This window comes from Streptomyces gamaensis, from assembly GCF_042656465.1.
GTDB lineage: Bacteria > Actinomycetota > Actinomycetes > Streptomycetales > Streptomycetaceae > Streptomyces > Streptomyces gamaensis.
This window is the reverse complement of sequence record NZ_JBHSPB010000001.1, coordinates 458,558-477,782: the sequence shown is the minus strand read 5'-3', so window position 1 is coordinate 477,782 and position 19,225 is coordinate 458,558. Positions and strand designations below refer to the sequence as shown.

The 19,225-nt window shown below is 72.5% G+C and carries 15 protein-coding genes; 7 read left to right on the top strand and 8 right to left on the bottom strand.

Annotated features, from left to right (window positions below):
- The first annotated feature begins 3 nt into the window (after positions 1-3).
- Positions 4-210 carry an RAMP4 family protein gene (locus ACFP1Z_RS02100; RefSeq protein ID WP_390313960.1) on the top strand — a complete coding sequence of 69 codons (207 nt, stop codon included), beginning with the start codon at positions 4-6 and terminating at the stop codon, positions 208-210.
- Between the two features lie 474 nt (positions 211-684).
- On the opposite strand, the gene ACFP1Z_RS02095 is transcribed toward ACFP1Z_RS02100, so the two are convergent.
- Both ACFP1Z_RS02095 and ACFP1Z_RS02090 read right to left on the bottom strand, forming a co-directional pair.
- Positions 685-2,343 carry a recombinase family protein gene (locus ACFP1Z_RS02095; protein ID WP_390313959.1) on the bottom strand — a complete coding sequence of 553 codons (1,659 nt, stop codon included), beginning with the start codon at positions 2,341-2,343 and terminating at the stop codon, positions 685-687.
- A 38-nt stretch (positions 2,344-2,381) separates the two neighbouring features.
- A complete protein-coding gene (locus ACFP1Z_RS02090; protein WP_390314112.1) occupies positions 2,382-2,606 on the bottom strand; it encodes a hypothetical protein in 225 nt (74 codons plus the stop codon).
- A gap of 116 nt (positions 2,607-2,722) precedes the next feature.
- Here ACFP1Z_RS02090 and ACFP1Z_RS02085 point away from each other — a divergent pair, with 116 nt between their 5' ends.
- Positions 2,723-5,995, top strand: a complete 3,273-nt coding sequence (locus ACFP1Z_RS02085; protein ID WP_390313958.1) for a tetratricopeptide repeat protein — start codon at positions 2,723-2,725, stop codon at positions 5,993-5,995.
- A 184-nt stretch (positions 5,996-6,179) separates the two neighbouring features.
- Entirely contained in the window at positions 6,180-8,234 is a 2,055-nt protein-coding gene (locus ACFP1Z_RS02080; protein WP_390313956.1) for a thioredoxin domain-containing protein, read from the top strand.
- A gap of 163 nt (positions 8,235-8,397) precedes the next feature.
- Here ACFP1Z_RS02080 and ACFP1Z_RS02075 read toward each other — a convergent pair whose 3' ends face one another.
- Both ACFP1Z_RS02075 and trhA read right to left on the bottom strand, forming a co-directional pair.
- The gene (locus ACFP1Z_RS02075; RefSeq protein WP_390313955.1) at positions 8,398-8,565 is read right to left on the bottom strand and encodes a hypothetical protein; all 168 of its coding nucleotides are present in this window, start codon (positions 8,563-8,565) and stop codon (positions 8,398-8,400) included.
- Positions 8,566-8,638: 73 nt separating this feature from the next.
- Entirely contained in the window at positions 8,639-9,376 is a 738-nt protein-coding gene (gene trhA, locus ACFP1Z_RS02070) for a PAQR family membrane homeostasis protein TrhA (protein ID WP_390313954.1), read from the bottom strand.
- Positions 9,377-9,640: 264 nt separating this feature from the next.
- Between trhA and ACFP1Z_RS02065 the strand changes: the two genes are divergently transcribed.
- Positions 9,641-11,470, top strand: coding sequence for a phosphoenolpyruvate carboxykinase (GTP) (locus tag ACFP1Z_RS02065; RefSeq protein WP_390313953.1), 1,830 nt, complete (start codon positions 9,641-9,643; stop codon positions 11,468-11,470).
- 107 nt (positions 11,471-11,577) lie between these two features.
- Here the strand turns inward: ACFP1Z_RS02065 and ACFP1Z_RS02060 are convergent, their stop codons facing one another.
- The 4 genes from ACFP1Z_RS02060 to ACFP1Z_RS02045 all read right to left on the bottom strand — a co-directional run bounded on the left by ACFP1Z_RS02060 (position 11,578) and on the right by ACFP1Z_RS02045 (position 16,361).
- A complete protein-coding gene (locus ACFP1Z_RS02060) occupies positions 11,578-12,024 on the bottom strand; it encodes an SCO4983 family protein (protein ID WP_390313952.1) in 447 nt (148 codons plus the stop codon).
- A gap of 72 nt (positions 12,025-12,096) precedes the next feature.
- Positions 12,097-13,308 (bottom strand): pyridoxal phosphate-dependent aminotransferase, encoded by a 1,212-nt coding sequence (locus tag ACFP1Z_RS02055; RefSeq protein WP_390313951.1) that lies wholly within the window; start codon positions 13,306-13,308, stop codon positions 12,097-12,099.
- A gap of 87 nt (positions 13,309-13,395) precedes the next feature.
- Positions 13,396-15,009: an N-acyl-D-amino-acid deacylase family protein gene (locus tag ACFP1Z_RS02050; RefSeq protein ID WP_390313950.1), complete on the bottom strand. Its 1,614-nt coding sequence runs from the start codon at positions 15,007-15,009 to the stop codon at positions 13,396-13,398.
- Between the two features lie 59 nt (positions 15,010-15,068).
- The gene (locus tag ACFP1Z_RS02045; protein WP_390313949.1) at positions 15,069-16,361 is read right to left on the bottom strand and encodes an amino acid deaminase; all 1,293 of its coding nucleotides are present in this window, start codon (positions 16,359-16,361) and stop codon (positions 15,069-15,071) included.
- A gap of 181 nt (positions 16,362-16,542) precedes the next feature.
- Here ACFP1Z_RS02045 and ACFP1Z_RS02040 point away from each other — a divergent pair, with 181 nt between their 5' ends.
- The 3 genes from ACFP1Z_RS02040 to ACFP1Z_RS02030 are packed head-to-tail and all read left to right on the top strand — an operon-like array spanning position 16,543 to position 19,177.
- Positions 16,543-17,979 carry a sugar kinase gene (locus ACFP1Z_RS02040; protein ID WP_390313948.1) on the top strand — a complete coding sequence of 479 codons (1,437 nt, stop codon included), beginning with the start codon at positions 16,543-16,545 and terminating at the stop codon, positions 17,977-17,979.
- Complete coding sequence (locus ACFP1Z_RS02035; RefSeq protein ID WP_390313947.1) at positions 17,976-18,755, top strand: IclR family transcriptional regulator; 780 nt, start codon at positions 17,976-17,978, stop codon at positions 18,753-18,755. Before ACFP1Z_RS02040 ends, ACFP1Z_RS02035 begins: the two co-directional genes overlap by 4 nt.
- The gene (locus ACFP1Z_RS02030; RefSeq protein ID WP_390313946.1) at positions 18,752-19,177 is read left to right on the top strand and encodes a RidA family protein; all 426 of its coding nucleotides are present in this window, start codon (positions 18,752-18,754) and stop codon (positions 19,175-19,177) included. Before ACFP1Z_RS02035 ends, ACFP1Z_RS02030 begins: the two co-directional genes overlap by 4 nt.
- Positions 19,178-19,225 lie beyond the last annotated feature (48 nt).

Sequence of the window (19,225 nt, the reverse complement as noted above, 5' to 3'; positions counted from 1 at the left end):
CCCATGATGAGCTCCTTCGCTGGCACCCATCTGGTGTCGCTCGCAGCCCAGGACCTGAACGATGACAAGGTCACCCCGGGTGTGCTCGGCTTCATCGTCTTCGCCGTGATCGGCGGGGCCGTGTGGCTGCTGATGAAGAGCATGAACCGTCACATGCGGAAGGTCGACTTCGACGAGGCCCCGGAGCCGGAGGCCGGCCGCAAGGGCTAGGCCGGCCCCAGGGCCAGGTCGGCCGCGGACTGTTTCCGGTGGCCTGCCCCCTCCCCGGCCCGCTGTGTCTGTCGGTCCGGGGCGGGCCGCCGTCTAGGGCTGTGCGCTTCCGGTATGTGGCTGGATGCCCGGCCTGGGACCAGCGTCGGGCACCGCGGAGAGCACCGGGGCGGCCCCCGCCTCCCTGTGAGGCCGGCGCCCCGTCTTTCCGGCTGACCGGGCGGGGCCCGGGGTGCTCGCACACCGGGTGCCCGGCCTACGGGCCCGGGGCGCCGTCGGTACCGGGCAAGGCCAAGTCCGCCGTCTGCCGCCGAGGCAGCTGCCCGACCAGCTTGCCGACAGCGATGTTCCCGCGAGCCGTCGCGGTGCTCACCATGTCGTGCCGAGGACAGCCGTCGAGAGCACCCGGCACACTCACGCGAGACGCAACAAACGCACGAGGCCGGGCCCGGTGCCCGGCCTCGTGCTCCGAACTCATCTCTCGGTGGCAGCCTCTTCCTCCGACAACCAGCCGAACTCAAGCCGTTCCAGGATCGGGGTGCGATCCCCCTGCCGTGCTGCGGGCTTGACCGTGATGCCCTTCTTTCCGAGGGCGCACTTCAGGAGCATCTGCTTGTCCGCCATATCCGCCGCTTCCCACGCCTCACGCAGGGTGTCGATGTGCGTGAGGGACAAGAGGTCTGCCTGGGCGTCCAGCGCCTCAAGAGTCGCGGCGGTGGATTCGATAACGGCGCGCTGTCCTTCGCTCAGCTCTTCGAAGCGCTCTTCGTCCATCTTCCCGTACACATAGAAGTCCTCTTCGGGCTTCTTCACACGGCGCTGGGCTGCCTCAAGGGCCTTCTGGGCCTCGTCCTTCTTCGCCCGCGTTTCGGGGTCCGCGAAGGCCGACCACCGGCGGGCTATCTCGATGACCACCGGGTCCCCGGGCTCCAGGGCCGTGATGTGGTGGATCCAAGCCTGTCCAACCGCGTGGTCGATGCGATCGGCTAGGGTCACCACTCCCTCACATATGGACTTGCCTCGCGTCTGCCGGACCTCACACCGGTAGCGTCCGCCACGGTGGCTCATGGAGCCACCACACGACTCAAGTTCCCCCGTGCCTTTCTTGTCCCGCAGCCGCCCGCATCGGTAGCTCCCAGTGCCCAGATACTTCGCTCCCGGCTTCCCCTTCGCCCACCGTTCATCGGTTCGTCCGGCGATGAGCGCCTTGATCTTGAACCACTCGCCCGGCGTCACAACTCCCTTGCCGCACATGACGACTTCGCCCTTTTCGTTGCGCAGAGGCTCGCCGTACCCCTCCCAGCTGTCCAAGTGGTTGCCGTGCTCGTCCGTCTTGCGTCGCCGGACCGGGACCATGCCCGCGAAGAGCGGGGATTGAGCCAGCTTGCTCACTGCCGTGGGTGACCAGGTGGCACCGCTCCGGGTCCGGTGCCCCTCCTCATTGAGTCGGTGGGCCGTGTCCTTCGTCGTCTTCTTGTCGAGCAAGAGATCCGCCAGCCTGCGGGCTGTGCCGTACTCGTCGGGATGGGGTTCGACCTTGCCGCTTCCGGGCGCGCTGAAGAGACCGAACGGGGGCCTGCCCGTCCCTCTTCGGCCTTCCGCCTTGTGCGAGTCATGGCCGATCTTCACGCGCTTCGCTATGTCCTTCGTTTCCTCCCTGGCACGCTCACTCAGGATCGCGAAGATCACGCGGCCGCCCTGTGATGAGTCCAGCCCCTCGGAAACGGAGACGAGTCGCGCTTGCCGGCGGTCGAACTCGTCGAGCATCCGACCCACCGCCCCCATACCGCGCCGATCGAAGCGGTCCGCCTTCCACACACCGAGTGTCTTGGACTTGCCGTCCATGATCGCTTGTGTGGCCTTCTCGAACTCCCTGCGTCGTACGTAGGTCTTGGAAGCCGAGAGTTGTTCACACCAGATGTGCCGGACCTCAAGTCCGTTCGCCTGCGCCCAGCGCACCATGTCCCGCAGATGCCCCCGCAACGTGGCCAGGTCTTCCTTCTTGTTGCTGCGCCGCAGGTAGGCCTCCATGAGGCCGGTTGGGTCCGCCGTCGCAGGCTTGTCCAATCCCAGGGTTTCCAGTTCCTCAGGGCTGAGCCCCAACCCGATGAGCGTCGCGTGATCCTCGCGCACCACAACTCCCTCTGTTCCCACGGGAGATGATACAGATTTCATGGACCTTGGAAGACTGCTTTCCGGAAGTGCGGCACCATCCATATCGCGTCCGCCGAGGGAGCCCGTACGGGCGTGGTGGCGCAGCCGCCCGGCGCGAGGGAGCGCGCGGACAGGTTGCGCACGATACGGGCCGCGACCTCGCCCACCTCGGCGCGACGGTCCGCCCACGCGGCCCGCACCCAGCAGTACCGTGACGTCTCGTGCGCCAGGCGGTTCGGCATGGTCACCATCCTGCACCGAACGCGGCTGTGGACGAGTTATCCACAGCCCTGCCGGAAACGCCGTCGAGACGGAACACTTGGGGATCCGGAAGGCAGCACCGGTGGAGGGGGAACCCATGCAGAGCACCATGCCCGCACTGCGGGAGGGCCACCGCACGGAAGTCGAGGGCCTGTTGGGGCGCGCCGTCGAGGAGGAGGTGCGCCGCTCGGGCGGGCGCGCGGACGGCGCGGCCCTGCTGCGGCGGGCCCGCGGCGAGCTGGAGTCCCTGGCGGCGGCGGCCGCCGAGGAGTACGCGGCGTATGTGCGCGCGCTGGACGAGGAGGAGGCGGTGGCGCCGCCGCTCGCGGCCCGCCTCTCGCGGGCCTCGCTGGGCACCCCGGCCCTGGTGACGGCGGTCGCGGCCGCGGCCGCGCTGGGCACGGACCTGGCGCTGGGCACCGAGGCCGGTACGGCTGTGGGAGCGGGCGCCGTGGTCGCCGTGGCCGGCGCGGCGGCCACGGTCCTGAAGCTGGCGGCCGGCCATCTGCCGGCCCGGCACCGGCGCGCGAGCCTGCGCGGACAGCCCGGCGGCGCCGAGCAGTTGCGCCTGCAGTGGCTCACCGCGCTCGAAGTGCGCGGCGTACGGCCGTTCCTGGACCACCAGCGCATGGTGACGGGAACGACCCGCGTCAGCAGCCGGCGCCCCGGCAAGAGCGGCGAGTCCACGGGGCTGGGCCCGGTGCTGCGCGGCGCGGACCGCAGCGCGGCGGCCCGCCGGCGCAACGCCCTGGCCCGCTCCTTCGAGTATCTGCCGGAGGCGAAGGGCCCCTTCGCCGGCCGCCGCGGCGAGCTGTCGCGGATCTCGCAGTGGGTGCACCAGGCACGGGCGAGCACGGAGACCAGGCCCACGGTCGTGATGCTCTCCGGGCCGCCGGGCTCGGGCCGCTCGGCGCTGGCGCTGCGCGCCGCGCACGAGCTGCGCGACCAGTTCCGCGGCGCCTGTCTGGTGGACTTGCGCGGCCACACGCCGGGCGAGTCGCCGCTGTCCACCCGGGACGCGCTGCTGCACCTGCTCAACCAGCTCGGCGCGCCCCGCGACCAGCTGCTGTTCCGGGAGCGCTCCTCCCAGGAGCAGCACGTTCGGCGGCTGTGCGAGCTGTACGACCGGCACTTGGCCGGGCTGCCGGTCACGGTGCTCCTCGACGACGCCTCGGACGCCGAGCAGGTGCGCACGCTGATCCCCGAGCGCTCCGAGAGCCTGGTGCTGGTCACCTGCCGCAGCCCGCTCGCGCTGCCCTCCGACCTGGTGGCGTGGGTGCACGAGCTGCCGGTGGAGCCGCTGGACGAGGCGGGCACGCGGGAGCTGCTGCAGGCGGTGGCCGAGGAGCCGGAGGCCGGCCGGGCCGAGGGCGAAGCCCTCACCGCCGTACGGCAGTTGTGCGGCGGGCTGCCGCTCGCCCTGCGGATCGCGGGCTCCTCGCTGGGCGGGCGCACCGCGCGCGCCTTGGCCGCGGAGCTGCGCGCCTCCGGGCAGGACGACCCCGTGCAGCGCGCCCTGTGGCTGCGCTACCTCGACCAGGGCGACGGCGCCCGCACCCTGCTGCGCCGCCTCTCCCTGGCCGGACGCGCCTCCCTGGGCACGGCCGCCGCGGCGGCCCTGATGGGCGAGAGCCGCGAGGAGGCGACGCGCGGGCTGACGGAGCTGAGCCGGGCCGGCTTCGTCGAGCCCGTCCGCCCGGGGCGCTACCGGATGCACGACGTGGTGCGCGCCTTCGCCCACAGCCGGCTCGGCGAGGAGGAGGAGCCCGGCGAGCGCACCGCCGCCCAGGAGCGGCTGATCCGCAGCTACGCGGAGCTCGCGGACTCCGTCATCCGCATGGTCGACGGCAAGACCTCCACGCGCGCCGACATGTTCACCAAGGGCGCCGCCGGCGGGCACGGCTTCACCTCGCTGGACGCGGCCCTGCGCTGGCTCGACGACGAGTCCGGGTTCATCACCTCCGCCCTGCGGCACGCCGAGGGCGTCGACCAGGCGGCCATGCTGCACCTGCTGGGCGCCCTGTGCGACTACTGCCTGCTGCGCGGCGACCTGTACCGCCTCGGGGAGCTGAACGAGCTCACCCAGGCCGCCGACCGCGGGCTGCTGGCCCGCTCCGTGCAGTGGCGCACCGGTGTCGCGGCCCGGCAGCTCGGCGAACTCGACCGCTCCCGGGCCACGTTGACCTCGGTGGTGGATCTGTACTTCGACGCCGACAACCCGGCGGGCGCCGCCCGCGCCCTGCGCGACCTCGGCGTCACCCTGCAACACCAGGGCCAGTTGCAGGAGGCGGCGGCCAAGCTGCGCGAGGCCCTGGACCTTCAGACGGCTCCGGAGCTCAGCGGCGACCGCGCCTGGACGCTGCACGCGCTCGCCGCCGTCGAGCGCGACCGCGCCCGCCCCGCCGACGCGCTCGCCCTCCTGCAGGACTCGCTGGAGCTGCACCGCGACAGCGAGAGCCTGCACGGGCAGGCGTGGGCCCACTTCCAGCTCGGCCAGGTCCGGCTCGCCCTCGGGCAGCCCGGACCCGCCGAGGAGGAGCTGCGCGAGGCCCTGGAGCTGTACCGGCGCGTGCAGGACGCGCGCGGCGAGGCGTGGGCGCTGACCCAGCTGGCCCGTACCGCTCTGGTGACCGGCGAGGCCGGGCCGGCGGCCGAGCAGCTGCGCGCCGCCGCCGCCCGGCACCGCGAGCACGAGGACGCGCGCGGCGAGGCGTGGTCGCTGTACTACCTGGGCCAGGCGCTGGAGGAGCTGGGCGATCCGGCGGCGGGCGTGCGCGAGCTGGAGCGGGCGCGCACGATGTTCAGCCGCATGCGGGACGTGTACGGGCTCGCCTGCGCCCGGCACCACTCGGGCCGCGTCACCCGCGACCAACGGGCCGCCCAGACCGGGTCGTTGCGCAACAGCGGCTTCGCCCGGCAGCTGCTGCAGGACGCCCGGACGGACTTCCGGCGGGCGGGCGCCCCGCACGGCGAGGCGTGGTCGTGCGTCGAGCTCGCCGTGATCGACGCGGGCAACGGCCGTACGGGCCCCGCGCTGGAGCTGGTCGACGAGGCGGCCCGGCTGTTCGCGGCCTTCGGCGACCGGCGCGGCGCGGGCTGGGCCCGCTTCCTGCGCTGCACCCTGCTGCCCTTCGCCTCGCCCGGCGGCGCGGTGGTCGGAGCCGCGGTGGCGGAGGAGGAACTGACGACGCTGCGGCAGGAACTGCGCGAGGCGGACTGGGTCACGGACCCCTCGCTCACGGAGTCCGCGGAGGCGTACGCCGTCCTGCTGGAACGCGGCGTGGAGCCGGAGACGGGCTGGCAGGCGTGGCGCCTGGGCATGATCCCGGCCCGGCAGTCCCGGGAGGTGATGGCGGTCCTGCCGCGGTAGCCGCCCACGGGCGGTGGGGGACACGGGGCGCGCCGGGTCCCGTGCCCGGTGGCCCCCTGCCCGTCGCAGTCCACCCCGCATCATGAACGCACGCCCCCGTCCGGGTCAGCACCTCTCCACCCCGCTTGTGTGCAGCCCCTGTGGCGCGCGGCCGGGGCGGAGGCGCGTGCGCAAGGATGGGGACATGCCCAACCGACTTGTGCAGGCCACGTCCCCGTATCTCCTCCAGCACGCGGACAACCCCGTTGACTGGTGGCCATGGGAGGCCGACGCGTTCGAAGAAGCCCGGCGGCGCGACGTCCCCGTGTTCTTGAGCGTCGGTTACAGCGCGTGCCATTGGTGCCACGTCATGGCGCACGAGTCCTTCGAGGACGCCGATACCGCTGCGTACATGAACGAGCATTTCGTGTCCGTCAAGGTGGACCGTGAAGAGCGGCCCGACGTGGACGCCGTCTATATGGACGCCGTGCAGGCCGCCACCGGTCAGGGCGGCTGGCCCATGTCCGTGTTCATGACGCCGGACGGGGAGCCCTTCTACTTCGGCACGTACTTCCCGCCCGAGCCTCACCATGGCCTGCCGTCCTTCCAACAGGTGCTCGAAGGCGTGCACAACGCCTGGACGAGCCGACGGGGCGAGGTGGCGGAGGTGGCGGGGAGGATCACTCGGGACCTTGCCGGGCGGGAGCTGAGCACCGAAGATACCGGAACGCCCGCCGAGGGGACCCAGGCCATGGCGCTCCTGCAACTGACCCGGGACTTCGACCCCGCGAGCGGCTGGTTCCAGGGAGACGCCAAGTTTCCGCCGTCGATGGTGGTCGAGTTCCTGTTGCGCCACCACGCGCGGACCGATTCCGTGGCGGCGCTGGAGATGGCAGAAGGCCTGTGCGGCGCGATGGCTCGTTCGAGCCTGTACGACCAGGTGGGAGGCGGGTTCCACCGGTACGTACTCACGCCGAGGGCTGGTGGATCTTTGGTACCCCACTTCGAGAAGATGCTCTACGACAACGCGCTGCTGTGCCGCGTCTACACGCACCTGTGGCGGGCGACCGGTGCGGAGTCCGCGCGGCGCGTGGCCCTGGAGACGGCCGACTTCATGGTGCGTGAACTGCGCACCGAGCAGGGCGGGTTCGCCTCGGCGCTGGACGCGGACAGCGACGACGGCAGCGGCCGGCACGTGGAGGGCGCCTTCTACGTGTGGACGCCCGCGCAGCTGCGCGAGGTGCTGGGCGAGGCGGACGCCGCTCTCGCGGCCGCGCACTTCGGGGTCACCGAGGAGGGTACGTTCGAGGAGGGCCGCTCGGTGCTGCAACTGCCCGACAACGAGCGGCTCGTGGACGCCGAGCGGCTCGCGTCCGTACGGGCCCGGCTGCTCGCCGCCCGTGAGGAGCGGCCCCGGCCCGGCCGGGACGACAAGGTGGTGGCCGCCTGGAACGGTCTGGCCATCGCGGCGCTCGCCGAGACCGGCGCCTGCTTCGAGCGCCCCGACCTCGTCCGGGCGGCGACCGAGGCCGCCGATCTGCTGGTGCGGGTGCACATGGACTGGCAGGCGCGGCTGTACCGCACCTCCCTCGACGGCGTCGCGGGTTCCCACGCCGGGGTGCTGGAGGACTACGCGGATGTCGCCGAGGGCTTCCTGGCGCTGGCGGCCGTGACCGGGGAAGGGGTGTGGGTCGATTTCGCGGGCCTGCTCCTGGACACCGTCCTCATCCGCTTCACCGGAGCGGACGGCGCCCTGTTCGACACCGCCGACGACGCCGAACGGCTCATCCGCCGCCCGCAGGACCCCACCGACAACGCCACCCCCTCCGGCTGGACCGCCGCCTGCGGTGCCCTGCTGACGTACGCGGCGTACACGGGCAGCAGTGCGCACCGGGAGGCGGCCGAGCGGGGCCTGAGTGTGGTGCGGGCGCTGGGGCCCAGGGCGCCGCGCTTCATCAGCTGGGGGCTCGCGGTCGCGGAGGCGTATCTGGACGGGCCGCGCGAGGTCGCGGTCGTCGGCCCGGACGGCGATCCGGCCACGGCCCTGCTGCACCGCACCGCCCTGCTGGCGACCGCGCCCGGGCTGGCCGTCGCCGTGGGCGAGCCCGCGTCCGGGGCGGAGGCGGAGATCCCGCTGCTGGCGAACCGCCCGCTGCTGGAGGGCCGGCCCGCCGCGTACGTGTGCCGGAACTTCACCTGCGACGCGCCCACGGCCGACGCGCGGGAGCTGGCCGCGCGCCTCGGCGTCACCGTGAGGTGACTCCGGTACGGCAACTCCCGTACGGCAACTCCCGTCTGGCAGCCGCCCGTACGGGAGTTGCCGCTGCGCCTTGACGGGACGCTGACGACTACCGGTGGGTCCTTGATGACACGCTGATTGTCGGTGGCGTGTGTGACGCTGTGGGGCCGGGCAGGTTTTTCGGTCAAGTGCTGACCGACAAGTACTGACCGAAGGGGGAGGCTGCCATGGTGAACGCTCTGGTCGCGGTGTTCGCGGCGCTGTGCGTCACGGGATATGTCGTCGCGGGCGAGGCCGCCGTCGTGGGCGTGGTGGTCGTCGCCGTCGCGGGCACGGCATGGAAAGTGGCCACGGCCTCACGGCCGCGGCCACGGCGGGGGGCCGTGCCGGGCGGGGTGAAGTCGGCGCGCCCGGCGGGGAGTTCGTCAGGAGTGCTGATAGGCCACGAGAGAGATGCCCACGTAGTGCACGATGAACGCCGCGAGCGTCAGCGAGTGGAAGACCTCGTGAAAGCCGAACCACCGCGGTGACGGGTTGGGGCGCTTGATCCCGTAGATCACGCCGCCCGCGCTGTAGAGCAGCCCGCCGACGATGACGAGGACGAGGACCGCTATGCCGCCCTTGCGCAGGAAGTCCGGCAGGAAGAAGACGGCCGCCCAGCCCATCGCGATGTAGCACGGCGTGTAGAGCCAGCGCGGCGCGCCCACCCACAGCACGCGGAAGGCTATGCCCGCCGCCGCCGCGGCCCACACCGCCCACAGCAGCACCTGGCCCCGGCCGCCGGGCACGAGCAGCATCGTCAGCGGGGTGTACGTGCCCGCGATGATCAGGAAGATATTGGCGTGGTCGAGGCGGCGCAGCACCGCGCTCGCGCGCGGGCTCCAGTTGCCCCGGTGGTAGAGCGCGCTGATGCCGAAGAGCAGGCACGCCGAGACCACGTACACCGCGCAGGCGATGCGGCCGCGCGTGCTGTCGGCGAGGGCGGTCAGCAGGACGCCGGAGATCAGCACCGCCGGGAACATCCCGGCGTGCAGCCAGCCTCTCAGGCGCGGTTTGCCCGGGGCGGGCGGGGCTGCGGCCGCTGTGGCGGCGGGGTCCGCGGCGGCCTCGGCGCCGGCGGAGGCGGAGGGCGCGTCGGGCGCGGCGTCGGGCGCGGTAGTCATGGCCGTCATGCTACCTACGCCACCGTAGGTTACGGATCAGTATCGCGTGGCGATGGTCACGGGGGCGCCCCCTGGACAGAACGGATTCCGCGTCGGATGATCAAATGAGTGCGGGCGGCACCGGATGAGCGGGGAAGCGTCTGGGTCGCAGCTCCCAAGGGGCACCTTCCACAGAAGCGGACGGCGCGGGCCAAGGCCGCGGTCGTCCGGCAACCCTCAATATCTGACGCCGGACCGGGCGACGTCCGGCGGGACGGAGCGATCGTGGCGCGCAGCAGTGCGGCTCCCACCACCCTCACCCAGCACCAGGGGCTGATCTCCTGGGTAGAAGAGATCGCTGCCCTCACCGAGCCGGACCGCGTGGTCTGGTGCGACGGCTCCGAGGCCGAGTACGAGCGACTGTGCGAGGAGCTCGTCGCCAAGGGCACGTTCACCAGGCTGGACCCGGTCAAACGCCCCCACTCCTACTACGCGGCCTCCGACCCCAGTGACGTGGCGCGCGTGGAGGACCGCACGTTCATCTGCTCCGAGAAGGAGGAGGACGCGGGCCCCACCAACCACTGGAAGGCACCCGCCGAGATGCGGGAGACCTTCAGCGGCAGGGACGGCCGGGGCGGCATCTTCCGCGGCGCGATGCGCGGCCGCACGATGTACGTCGTGCCCTTCTGCATGGGCCCGCTCGGCTCCCCGCTCTCCGCGCTCGGCGTGGAGATCACCGACTCCGCCTACGTCGCCGTCTCGATGCGCACCATGACGCGCATGGGGCAGCCCGTCCTCGACGAGCTCGGCACCGACGGCTTCTTCGTCAAGGCCGTGCACACCCTCGGCGCCCCCCTGGAGCCGGGCCAGCAGGACGTGCCCTGGCCGTGCAACTCCACCAAGTACATCTCGCACTTCCCCGAGACCCGCGAGATCTGGTCCTACGGCTCCGGCTACGGCGGCAACGCCCTGCTGGGCAAGAAGTGCTACGCCCTGCGCATCGCCTCCGTCATGGCCCGCGACGAGGGCTGGCTCGCCGAGCACATGCTCATCCTCAAGCTCACCCCGCCCACCGGCGAGGCGAAGTACGTGGCCGCCGCCTTCCCCTCCGCGTGCGGCAAGACCAACCTCGCGATGCTGGAGCCCACCGTCCCCGGCTGGACCGTGGAGACCATCGGCGACGACATCGCCTGGATGCGCTTCGGCGAGGACGGCCGGCTCTACGCCATCAACCCCGAGGCCGGCTTCTTCGGCGTCGCCCCCGGCACCGGCGAGCACACCAACGCCAACGCCATGAAGACCCTGTGGGGCAACTCGGTCTTCACCAACGTCGCCCTCACCGACGACGGCGACGTGTGGTGGGAGGGCATGACCGAGGAGCCGCCCGCGCATCTGACGGACTGGCGCGGCAACGACTGGACCCCGGCGTCGCCGACCCCGGCCGCACACCCCAACGCCCGCTTCACCGTGCCGGCTTCGCAGTGCCCGATCATCGCGCCCGAGTGGGAGGACCCCAGAGGCGTGCCGATCTCGGCGATCCTCTTCGGCGGCCGCCGCGCCTCGGCGGTGCCGCTGGTGACCGAGTCCTTCGACTGGCGGCACGGCGTCTTCCTCGGCGCCAACGTCGCCTCCGAGAAGACCGCCGCCGCCGAGGGCAAGGTCGGCGAGCTGCGCCGCGACCCGTTCGCCATGCTGCCGTTCTGCGGCTACAACATGGGCGACTACATGGGGCACTGGCTGAAGGTCGCCGAGGGCAGGGACCCGGCGAAGCTGCCGCGCATCTACTACGTCAACTGGTTCCGCAAGGACGCGGACGGCCGCTTCGTGTGGCCGGGCTACGGCGAGAACAGCCGGGTGCTGAAGTGGATCGTCGAGCGCCTCGACGGCCGTGCCGAGGGCGTCTCCACGCCGATCGGCGTGCTGCCCACCCGGGAGGCGCTGGACACCGAGGGCCTCGCGTTGCCCGAGGCGGACCTCGACCTGCTGCTCACCGTGGACAAGGAGGTCTGGCGCGAGGAGGCCGCGCTGATCCCCGGCCACCTGAACACCTTCGGTGACCACACGCCGAAGGCGCTGTGGGACGAGTACCGGGCGCTGGTCGAGCGCCTGAAGTAAGCAGCGCTGAAGTAAGCAGTGCCGAGCAAGCGCTGAGCTCCTTCGGGTCCGGCGGGTCTGCCCGCGCCGGGCCCGAAGGCGTCTTTCATACCGGCGTCATACCGGTGTCACACCGGTTCCTCGATGCCCAGCGCCCGCGCATGGGCGCGCAGCATCTCGCCCGCCAGGGCCGCGCCCGCCGCGTCGCCGCGCGAGGTCGCCACGACCAGGGCCTGCCCGGCCAGGACGTGGGCCCGCTGGTGCAGGGCGGTGATCCGCGCGGCGGTGCGGGCCGGGTCGCCGACCGTCGACGGCGCCGCCCGCAGCGCGTCCGTGCCGCCGCGCAGCCGCGCCACCTGCTCGGCGATCCGCTGCGCCGCCGCGTCCAGCCGGTGCGAGGGCGCGAGCGCGCGCAGTTCGTCGGTGACGGTCAGCAGCGCGGTCAGATGCCAGGCGAGCCGCATGTCCAGCTCTTCCTCGCGGGACCGGTGCGGCGCCGGGCCGCTGCCGTACCTGCTGTGCCGGCCGGTCACGGTGTCGTGGGCCGTGCGGGCCGGATTTCCACGCCTGTACATGGATGGCCTCCTGGAATACTCCTCAGAAGGCCATCCTAACTTAGACGGCGTCTAAAGTTGTCTCGGCTACAGCTATCCCTGGGCGTAGCCGTCCAGGAAGGTGCCGATGCGCGTCACCGCGTCCGTCAGGTCCTTGGTGTTGGGCAGGGTGACGAGGCGGAAGTGATCCGGCTCCGGCCAGTTGAAGCCCGTGCCGTGCACCACCATGATCTTCTCGGCCCGCAGCAGGTCCAGGACCAGCTGCCGGTCGTCCTTGACCGGATACACCTTGGGGTCGAGCCGGGGGAAGGCGTACAGCGCGCCCTTGGGCTTCACGCAGCTCACGCCGGGGATCTGCGTCAGCAACTCGTGGGCCACGTCCCGCTGTTCGCACAGCCGGCCCCCCGGCAGCACCAGGTCGTTGATCGACTGGCGGCCGCCGAGCGCCGTGGCCACCGCGTGCTGCGCGGGCATGTTGGCGCACAGCCGCATGTTGGCCAGGATCGTCAGGCCCTCGATGTAGCTGTCGGCGTGCGCCTTCGGTCCGCACACCGCGAGCCAGCCGCTGCGGTAGCCGGCCACCCGGTACGCCTTGGACAGGCCGTTGAAGGTCAGCGTCAGCAGGTCGGGGGCGATGGCGGCGGTCGGGGTGTGCGTCACCCCGTCGTAGAGGATCTTGTCGTAGATCTCGTCGGAGCAGACCACCAGGTTGTGACGGCGGGCGAGCTCGGTGAGCGCGCGCAGCATCTCCTCGTCGTACACCGCACCCGTGGGGTTGTTGGGGTTGATGATGACGAGGGCCTTGGTGCGGTCGGTGATCTTGGCCTCGATGTCGGCGAGGTCCGGCATCCAGTCCGCCTGCTCGTCGCAGCGGTAGTGCACGGCGGTGCCGCCCGCGAGCGAGACCGAGGCGGTCCACAGCGGATAGTCCGGGGCCGGCACCAGCACCTCGTCGCCGTCGTCGAGCATGGCCTGCATGGCCATCTGGATCAGCTCGGAGACGCCGTTGCCGAGGTAGACGTCCTCGACCGACAGCTCGATGCCCTTGGTCTGGTAGTGCTGCACCACCGCGCGCCGCGCGGAGAGCAGGCCCTTGGCGTCGCCGTAGCCGTGCGCGCTGCCGACGTTGCGCAGCATGTCCTCGAGGATCTCCGGCGGGCACTCGAAGCCGAAGGCCGCCGGGTTGCCGGTGTTGAGCTTGAGGATGCGGTGACCCGCTGCCTCCAGCCGCGTCGCCTCCTCAAGAACCGGGCCACGGATCTCGTAGCAGACATTGGCGAGCTTCGTTGACTGGATCACCTGCATGACGGCCACCATACGGGGGCGTACGAGGCGGCGCGCACCGTTTACCGCCGCCCGGGGAGGGTGCCCCGGCGCACACCGCGCCCGGTCTCAGCCGGCGGGCGCGCGGCGCACCGAACGGCCCGCGAGGACGTCCGTCCGCCGCCCGTCTTTCATCACAAAGCGACCGTCGATGAGAACGTAGGGAATACCGGTCGGAAGCGTCCGAGGGGCTTCGAAAGTGGAGCCGGCGGCGACGGTGTCCGGATCGAAGAGGACAAGATCGGCGCGGAATCCCTCGCGGACGAGACCTCGATCGGGCAGCCGGAGCCGGGCCGCAGGACGTGACGTGAGATGTGCCACGCACTCCTCCAGTGACAGCACTCCGAGGTCGCGCGCGTACTGTCCGAGGTAGTGCGGGAACGTTCCGTACGCGCGCGGATGCGGTTTGTCGCCCTGGAGGATGCCGTCGCTGCCGCCCGTGTGCACCCGGTGCCGCATGATCGTCCGGACGTTGTCCTCGTGCCCCACGTGCTGCAGGATCGTCGGCCCGAGCCGGTCGGCGATCAGCAGCCGCCGGACGAGCGCCCAGGGCTCCTCGCCGCGCTCGCGCGCCGCGCGTGCCACCGTGCGCCCCACCAAGGGGGAGTGTGCCGGGTCGGCGACGCCGGAGATCTCGACCGTGTCCCAGTCGACGGGCACCCCGTGGCAGCCGTCCGCGCCCTCCTCCTCCATCACCCGGCGGATCTCCTCGGCCGCGGCGTCGTCGCGCAGCCGCGCGAGCAGCGCATCCGGGCCGCCCTCGGCCGCCCGGCTCGGCAGCAGCGCGACGAGGGTCGTACATCCCGGGGTGTACGGATAGGTGTCCAGGGAGATGTCGACGCCGTCGGCGAGCGCCGCGTCCAGCAGGGCCAGCAGCTCGGGGGCGCGGCCCGCGTTGACCCCGAAGTTCAAGGTGGCGTGCGCGAGATGGAGCGCGCAGCCGGTGCCGCGCGCCAGCGCGACCATCTCCGCGTACGCCTGGAGCGCGCCCGCCCCGTACGAGCGGTGGTGCGGGCAGTAGTAGCCGCCGTGCGCGGCCACCACCCGGCACAGTTCGGCCAGTTCGGCGTCGGAGGCGTACATGCCCGGCGTGTACGTCAGCCCCGAGGACAGCCCGACCGCGCCCTGCTCCAGCCCCTCGGCGACCAACTGCCGCATGCGCGCGGTCTCGTCGTCCGTGGCGGGCCGGTCCTCCCAGCCGACCGCGAGCATCCGCACGGTGCCCTGCGGCACGAGGTAGGCGGCGTTGACGGCGATGCCCTCGCCGCCGAAGCCCTCGTCGAGGCGGTCGAGATACCCGCCGACCGAGCGCCAGGTGAAGTCGATGTCGTGCCCGTCGCCGTTCCAGCCGGTGATCTGGGTGCGGATCCGGGCGAGCGTGCCGTCGTCGACGGGCGCGTACGACAGGCCGTCCTGGCCGAGGACTTCCAGCGTCACGCCCTGCGCGGCCTTCGCCTCGTGCCCCGGGTCGCGCAGCAGGGCCAGGTCGCTGTGCGCGTGCATGTCGATGAAGCCGGGCGCGAGGGCGAGGCCGTGCGCGTCGACGACGCGTCTGCCCGTGGGGCGGGATTCGCCCTCGTACGCGATCACCGCGACGCGGCCGTCCGCGAGGCCCACGTCGGCACGGCGGGAGGGCCCGCCCGTACCGTCCACGAGCCGGACGTCCCGGAACACCGTGTCCATGGCCCTGCCCCCTGTCGTCGACCGTCCGGGCCCGGAAGTCCCGGCTCGGAAGTCCCGGCTCAGAAGAACGTGCGGATGTAGTCCGTGACCGTGCCGTCCGCCGACGCCAGCGGGATCAGCTGCCACTTGTCGAAGACCGTGCACGGGTGGGACAGCCCGAGCCCCACCCAGTCCCCGACCTCCAGTGGAGTGTCCCCGTCGACGGTGACGAACGCGTGCTGATCGGCGAGCCGCGTGACCGTAAGGCCCGTCGCGGGCCGCACCGAGCCGTCCCGCGCGGAGCGGATCACCTGCGGCTCGGGCAGGCCCAGGTCGTAGGCGGCGTCCCGCTTGCCCGCGTTGAGGAACGCGAGCCCCGGCTCGGGCCGGGAGACGACCTGCGCCCACAGCCGGAACGCGGGCCGCAACTCGCCCTCCTGCGGACGGCGGTTGAAGGGCGTCTTGTGCCGGTAGGTGCCGTCGTCGTGCGTGAGGTACGCGCCGGAGCGCAGCAGCCGCAGTACGGGCGCGGACAGCGGCGGCAGCTCGGCGAAGACCTCGGCCACCGTGTCGAACCAGGCGCTGCCGCCCGCGCTCACCACGATCTCCGGCAGCCCGGCGAAGCGGCCCGCCTTGTCGAACTCCACGGCCAGCGCGGTCAGTCGGCGCAGCCAGGCCCCCACGCTGTCCGCGTCCGCGTCCGGGATCTCCGCCTCGTAGCCGGCGACGCCGACCAGGCGCAGCGTGCCGGTGCCCGCGACCGCGTCCGCGACCGCCGTGCACTCCGCCTCCGTACGGACGCCCGTACGGCCGCCCCGGGCGCCCAGCTCCACGACCACGTCGAGCGGACGGCTCGCCTCCGCCTCGCGCAGGGCGGCGTCCATCAGCTCGACGCCGCGCACCGAGTCCACGTAGGCGATCAGCCGGAAGCCGGGGTCGGCGGCGAGCTCGGCGGCGATCCAGCGCAGGGCCGGCCGGTCCACGACCTCGTTGGCCAGGAAGATCCGGCCGATGCCGAAGGCCCGGTAGGAGCGCACCTGCGCTGGGGTCGCGGCCGTGATCCCCCAGGCGCCGTGCGCCAGTTGGCGCTCCAGCAGCTGCGGGGCCATCGACGTCTTGCCGTGCGGCGCGAACGCGAGGCCGTGCTCCTGCGTGTACCGCTCCATCAGCGCCAGGTTGTGCTCCAGCGCCTCGGCCGACAGGGCGAGGACGGGCGTGGTGAACCCGTCGGTGAACAGCGAGCGGCGCTCGGCGGCCAGCGCGCCCACCGTCATGCCCTCGGCGTCCGGCGGCAGCCCCTTGAAACGGTGGTCGACACGGGTCTCCGCGAGGCGGGCCACGGGGCCGTGCTCGGGGGTGGGTTCCGTGGCCATGGGGCCTCCAGGGACGTTCGGGTGCGGCCGTTGCGACATATGCAACGTTCGTTGCGTATGTCGCTCGCTGCTGTCTAACATCCCGGCGAGTGCCGGGTCAACGGTCCGCGTCACAGGGGTCCGCCGGGCGCGGCCGGGACACCGGACGGACACCGATGGGTACGGGGGAGCGTGAACAGTCGTGGACGGCAGCAGGGTTGAGGCCTCGACAGCGGCAGTGGCAGCCGACGTCGTGTGCCTCGGCGAGTCCATGGTCACCTTCCGCCCGAGCCGGCCCGGCCGCCTCGGTCGCCTCGCCGACGTTTCCTCCTTCGACCGCGGCATCGGCGGCGCCGAGTCCAACGTCGCCTGCGCCCTGGCCCGGTCCGGGCACCGGGCGCGCTGGGTGAGCCGCGTGGGCGCGGACGGCTTCGGGGACCACCTGACGGAGGCGGTCGCGGCGTACGGGGTGGACGTGTCGGCGGTGACACGCGATGCCGAACGGCCGACAGGGGTGTACTTCCGTACGGCGGGGGAGCGTTGCGTCTCCGACGGGCCGGGGCAGACCGACGCCTCGCCGGCCGAAGTCGCCTACTACCGGGCCGGCTCCGCCGCCTCCGCGATGTCGCCCGCGAACGTTCCGCGCGAGGTCGCGTGGTCGGGGCGGATCCTGCATCTCACCGGGATCACGGCCGCGCTCTCCACCGGCTGCCTGGCGCTGCTGCGCACGCTGACGGCTCGCCGCCCCGGCCGCCCGCTCGTCTCCTTCGACGCCAACTACCGGCCCGGCCTGTGGCGTACGTCCCCCGAAGGACCGTCCGTCCTCGCCGAGTTGGCACGCGCCTGCGACATCGTCTTCGTGGGCGAGGACGAGGCGGAAGCGGCCTGGGGCGTCCGCGGCCCCGAAGCGATCCGCGCGGCGCTGCCGGAACCGGACGTACTGGTGGTCAAACAGGGGGCGCGGGGGGCGACGGCGTACGTACGGCCGGGGGCAGGGGACAGCGGTTCCGCCGGAGCGGGCGGCGCGGCGCCCGGAAGCGGTATGCGCGCCGCACCTGTTGGGGGTACCGCCGCCGATGCCGCCGCCGGCGCCGTCGCGCCCGGACACCCACGGGGGCCCGGAACCGGCGGCGTGCCCGACGGACGGACTCCCGTGCCCGGTGGGGACGTACGCCCTGGGGAGTCCGGATCCGGCGTGGATGCCGGGCTTGTTGGGGGGCCGGCCGCTGACGCGCTCGCGCGTGCCGGTGCGCCCGGCGGGGACGTACGCCCTCGACGGCCCGGAACCGGCCCGGGTGCCGGGCCCGTTGGCGGGTCCGGCGCGGGTGCGTCGCTTCGCGTCCCTGCTCGTGACGTCGTCACTTTCGTCCCCGCCCTCCGTGTCGACGTCGTCGCCCCCGTCGGTGCCGGAGACGCCTTCGCGGCGGGGTTTCTCGCCGGGACGCTGCGGGGGCTCCCCGTCGGTGTGTGTCTGCGGTGGGGGCATCTGTTCGCCGCCGCCGTGCTCGCCGTGCCCGGGGACCTCGCCGAACCGCCCGCGCCCGCGCTCGTCGAGCGGCTCGCCGCCCTCGACGACGACGCGTGGGGCAGACTGCGGCCCGTAGCGCAGGACACCCCCGCCGAGGAGACCGCACCGTGAGCCAGACCGTCGACCGGGCCCTGCGCATCCTGCCGCTGCTCGCCGAGGGGCCCGCCAATCTGGAGCAGGTCGCCGGCCGGCTCGGCGTGCACAAGTCGACCGCGCTGCGCCTGCTGCGCACCCTGCACGAGCACGGCATGGTCCACCGGCAGCAGGACCAGCGCTACCGGCTCGGCGCCCGCCTGTTCGCACTCGCCCACCAGGCCGCCGAGGGTCTGGACATCCGCGAGATCGCCCACCCCCACCTCCTCGCCCTCAACGAACTCTGCGGCCACACCGTGCACTTGGCCGTCATCGAGGACGACGAGGTCGTCTACATCGACAAGGTCGACAGCCGCTACCCGGTCCGCATGTACTCCCGCATCGGCAAGCCCGTCGCGATCACCGTCGCCGCCGTCGCGAAGCTGCTCCTGGCCGGTCTGCCCGAGCCGGAGCGCCGCGCGTTCGCCGAGCGCCTGGACTACCCCGCCTACACGCCGCGTTCGACCCCGAACGCGGCCGCCTTCCTGCGCGAGCTGGCGGCCGTACGGGACCAGGGCTGGGCCACCGACTTCGGCGGCCACGAGGAGTCGATCAACTGCGTGGGCGCGCCCGTGCGCGACGTGACCGGACGGACCGTGGCCGCCTGCTCGGTCTCCGCCCCGAACGTCGTCGTCGGCAGCGACGAACTCCTCGAACTGCTCCCGCTGTTGCGCCGCACCGCCGACGCCATCAGCGACGAGTACTCCGGAAGAAATACGACAACTCCGAGAACTGCGAAAGCGGACACCCCATGAGCGACAGCACCACCGGCAAGCTCCACAAGACCGCCCTCACGCCCCCCACCCACACCACCCCGCCCGCGAAGTTCTCGCACGGCGTGCGCAAGGGCAACGTCCTTCAGGTCGCCGGCCAGGTCGGCTTCCTGCCCGCGGTGGCGGGCCAGGCCCCCACCCCGGCCGGTCCGACCCTGCGCGAGCAGACGCTGCAGACCCTCGCCAACGTCCGGGCCGTCCTGGAGGAGGGCGGCGCGAGCTGGGAGGACGTGATGATGGTGCGCGTCTACCTCACCGACACCGCGCACTTCGCCGAGTTCAACTCGCTCTACAACGACTACTTCGCCGATCTGAAGGAGGCCCCGGCGGCCCGTACCACCGTGTACGTCGGCCTGCCCGCGGGTCTCCTCGTCGAGATCGACGCGCTGGCCGTCCTGGGCTGACGTGTCGCCACGGGGGCGGGGGCGGCCCCCGCCCCCTGCCCGGAAGCG

Excerpts from the sequence above, each read along its gene's own strand:
- ACFP1Z_RS02055 (WP_390313951.1), bottom strand. The coding sequence starts at position 13,308 with ATGCAGGTGATCCAGTCAACGAAGCTCGCCAATGTCTGCTACGAGATC.
- ACFP1Z_RS02080 (WP_390313956.1), top strand. The coding sequence starts at position 6,180 with ATGCCCAACCGACTTGTGCAGGCCACGTCCCCGTATCTCCTCCAGCAC.
- ACFP1Z_RS02100 (WP_390313960.1), top strand. The coding sequence starts at position 4 with ATGATGAGCTCCTTCGCTGGCACCCATCTGGTGTCGCTCGCAGCCCAG.
- ACFP1Z_RS02050 (WP_390313950.1), bottom strand. The coding sequence starts at position 15,009 with ATGGACACGGTGTTCCGGGACGTCCGGCTCGTGGACGGTACGGGCGGG.
- ACFP1Z_RS02030 (WP_390313946.1), top strand. The coding sequence starts at position 18,752 with ATGAGCGACAGCACCACCGGCAAGCTCCACAAGACCGCCCTCACGCCC.
- trhA (WP_390313954.1), bottom strand. The coding sequence starts at position 9,376 with ATGACTACCGCGCCCGACGCCGCGCCCGACGCGCCCTCCGCCTCCGCC.
- ACFP1Z_RS02085 (WP_390313958.1), top strand. The coding sequence starts at position 2,723 with ATGCAGAGCACCATGCCCGCACTGCGGGAGGGCCACCGCACGGAAGTC.
- ACFP1Z_RS02090 (WP_390314112.1), bottom strand. The coding sequence starts at position 2,606 with ATGCCGAACCGCCTGGCGCACGAGACGTCACGGTACTGCTGGGTGCGG.
- ACFP1Z_RS02060 (WP_390313952.1), bottom strand. The coding sequence starts at position 12,024 with ATGTACAGGCGTGGAAATCCGGCCCGCACGGCCCACGACACCGTGACC.
- ACFP1Z_RS02045 (WP_390313949.1), bottom strand. The coding sequence starts at position 16,361 with ATGGCCACGGAACCCACCCCCGAGCACGGCCCCGTGGCCCGCCTCGCG.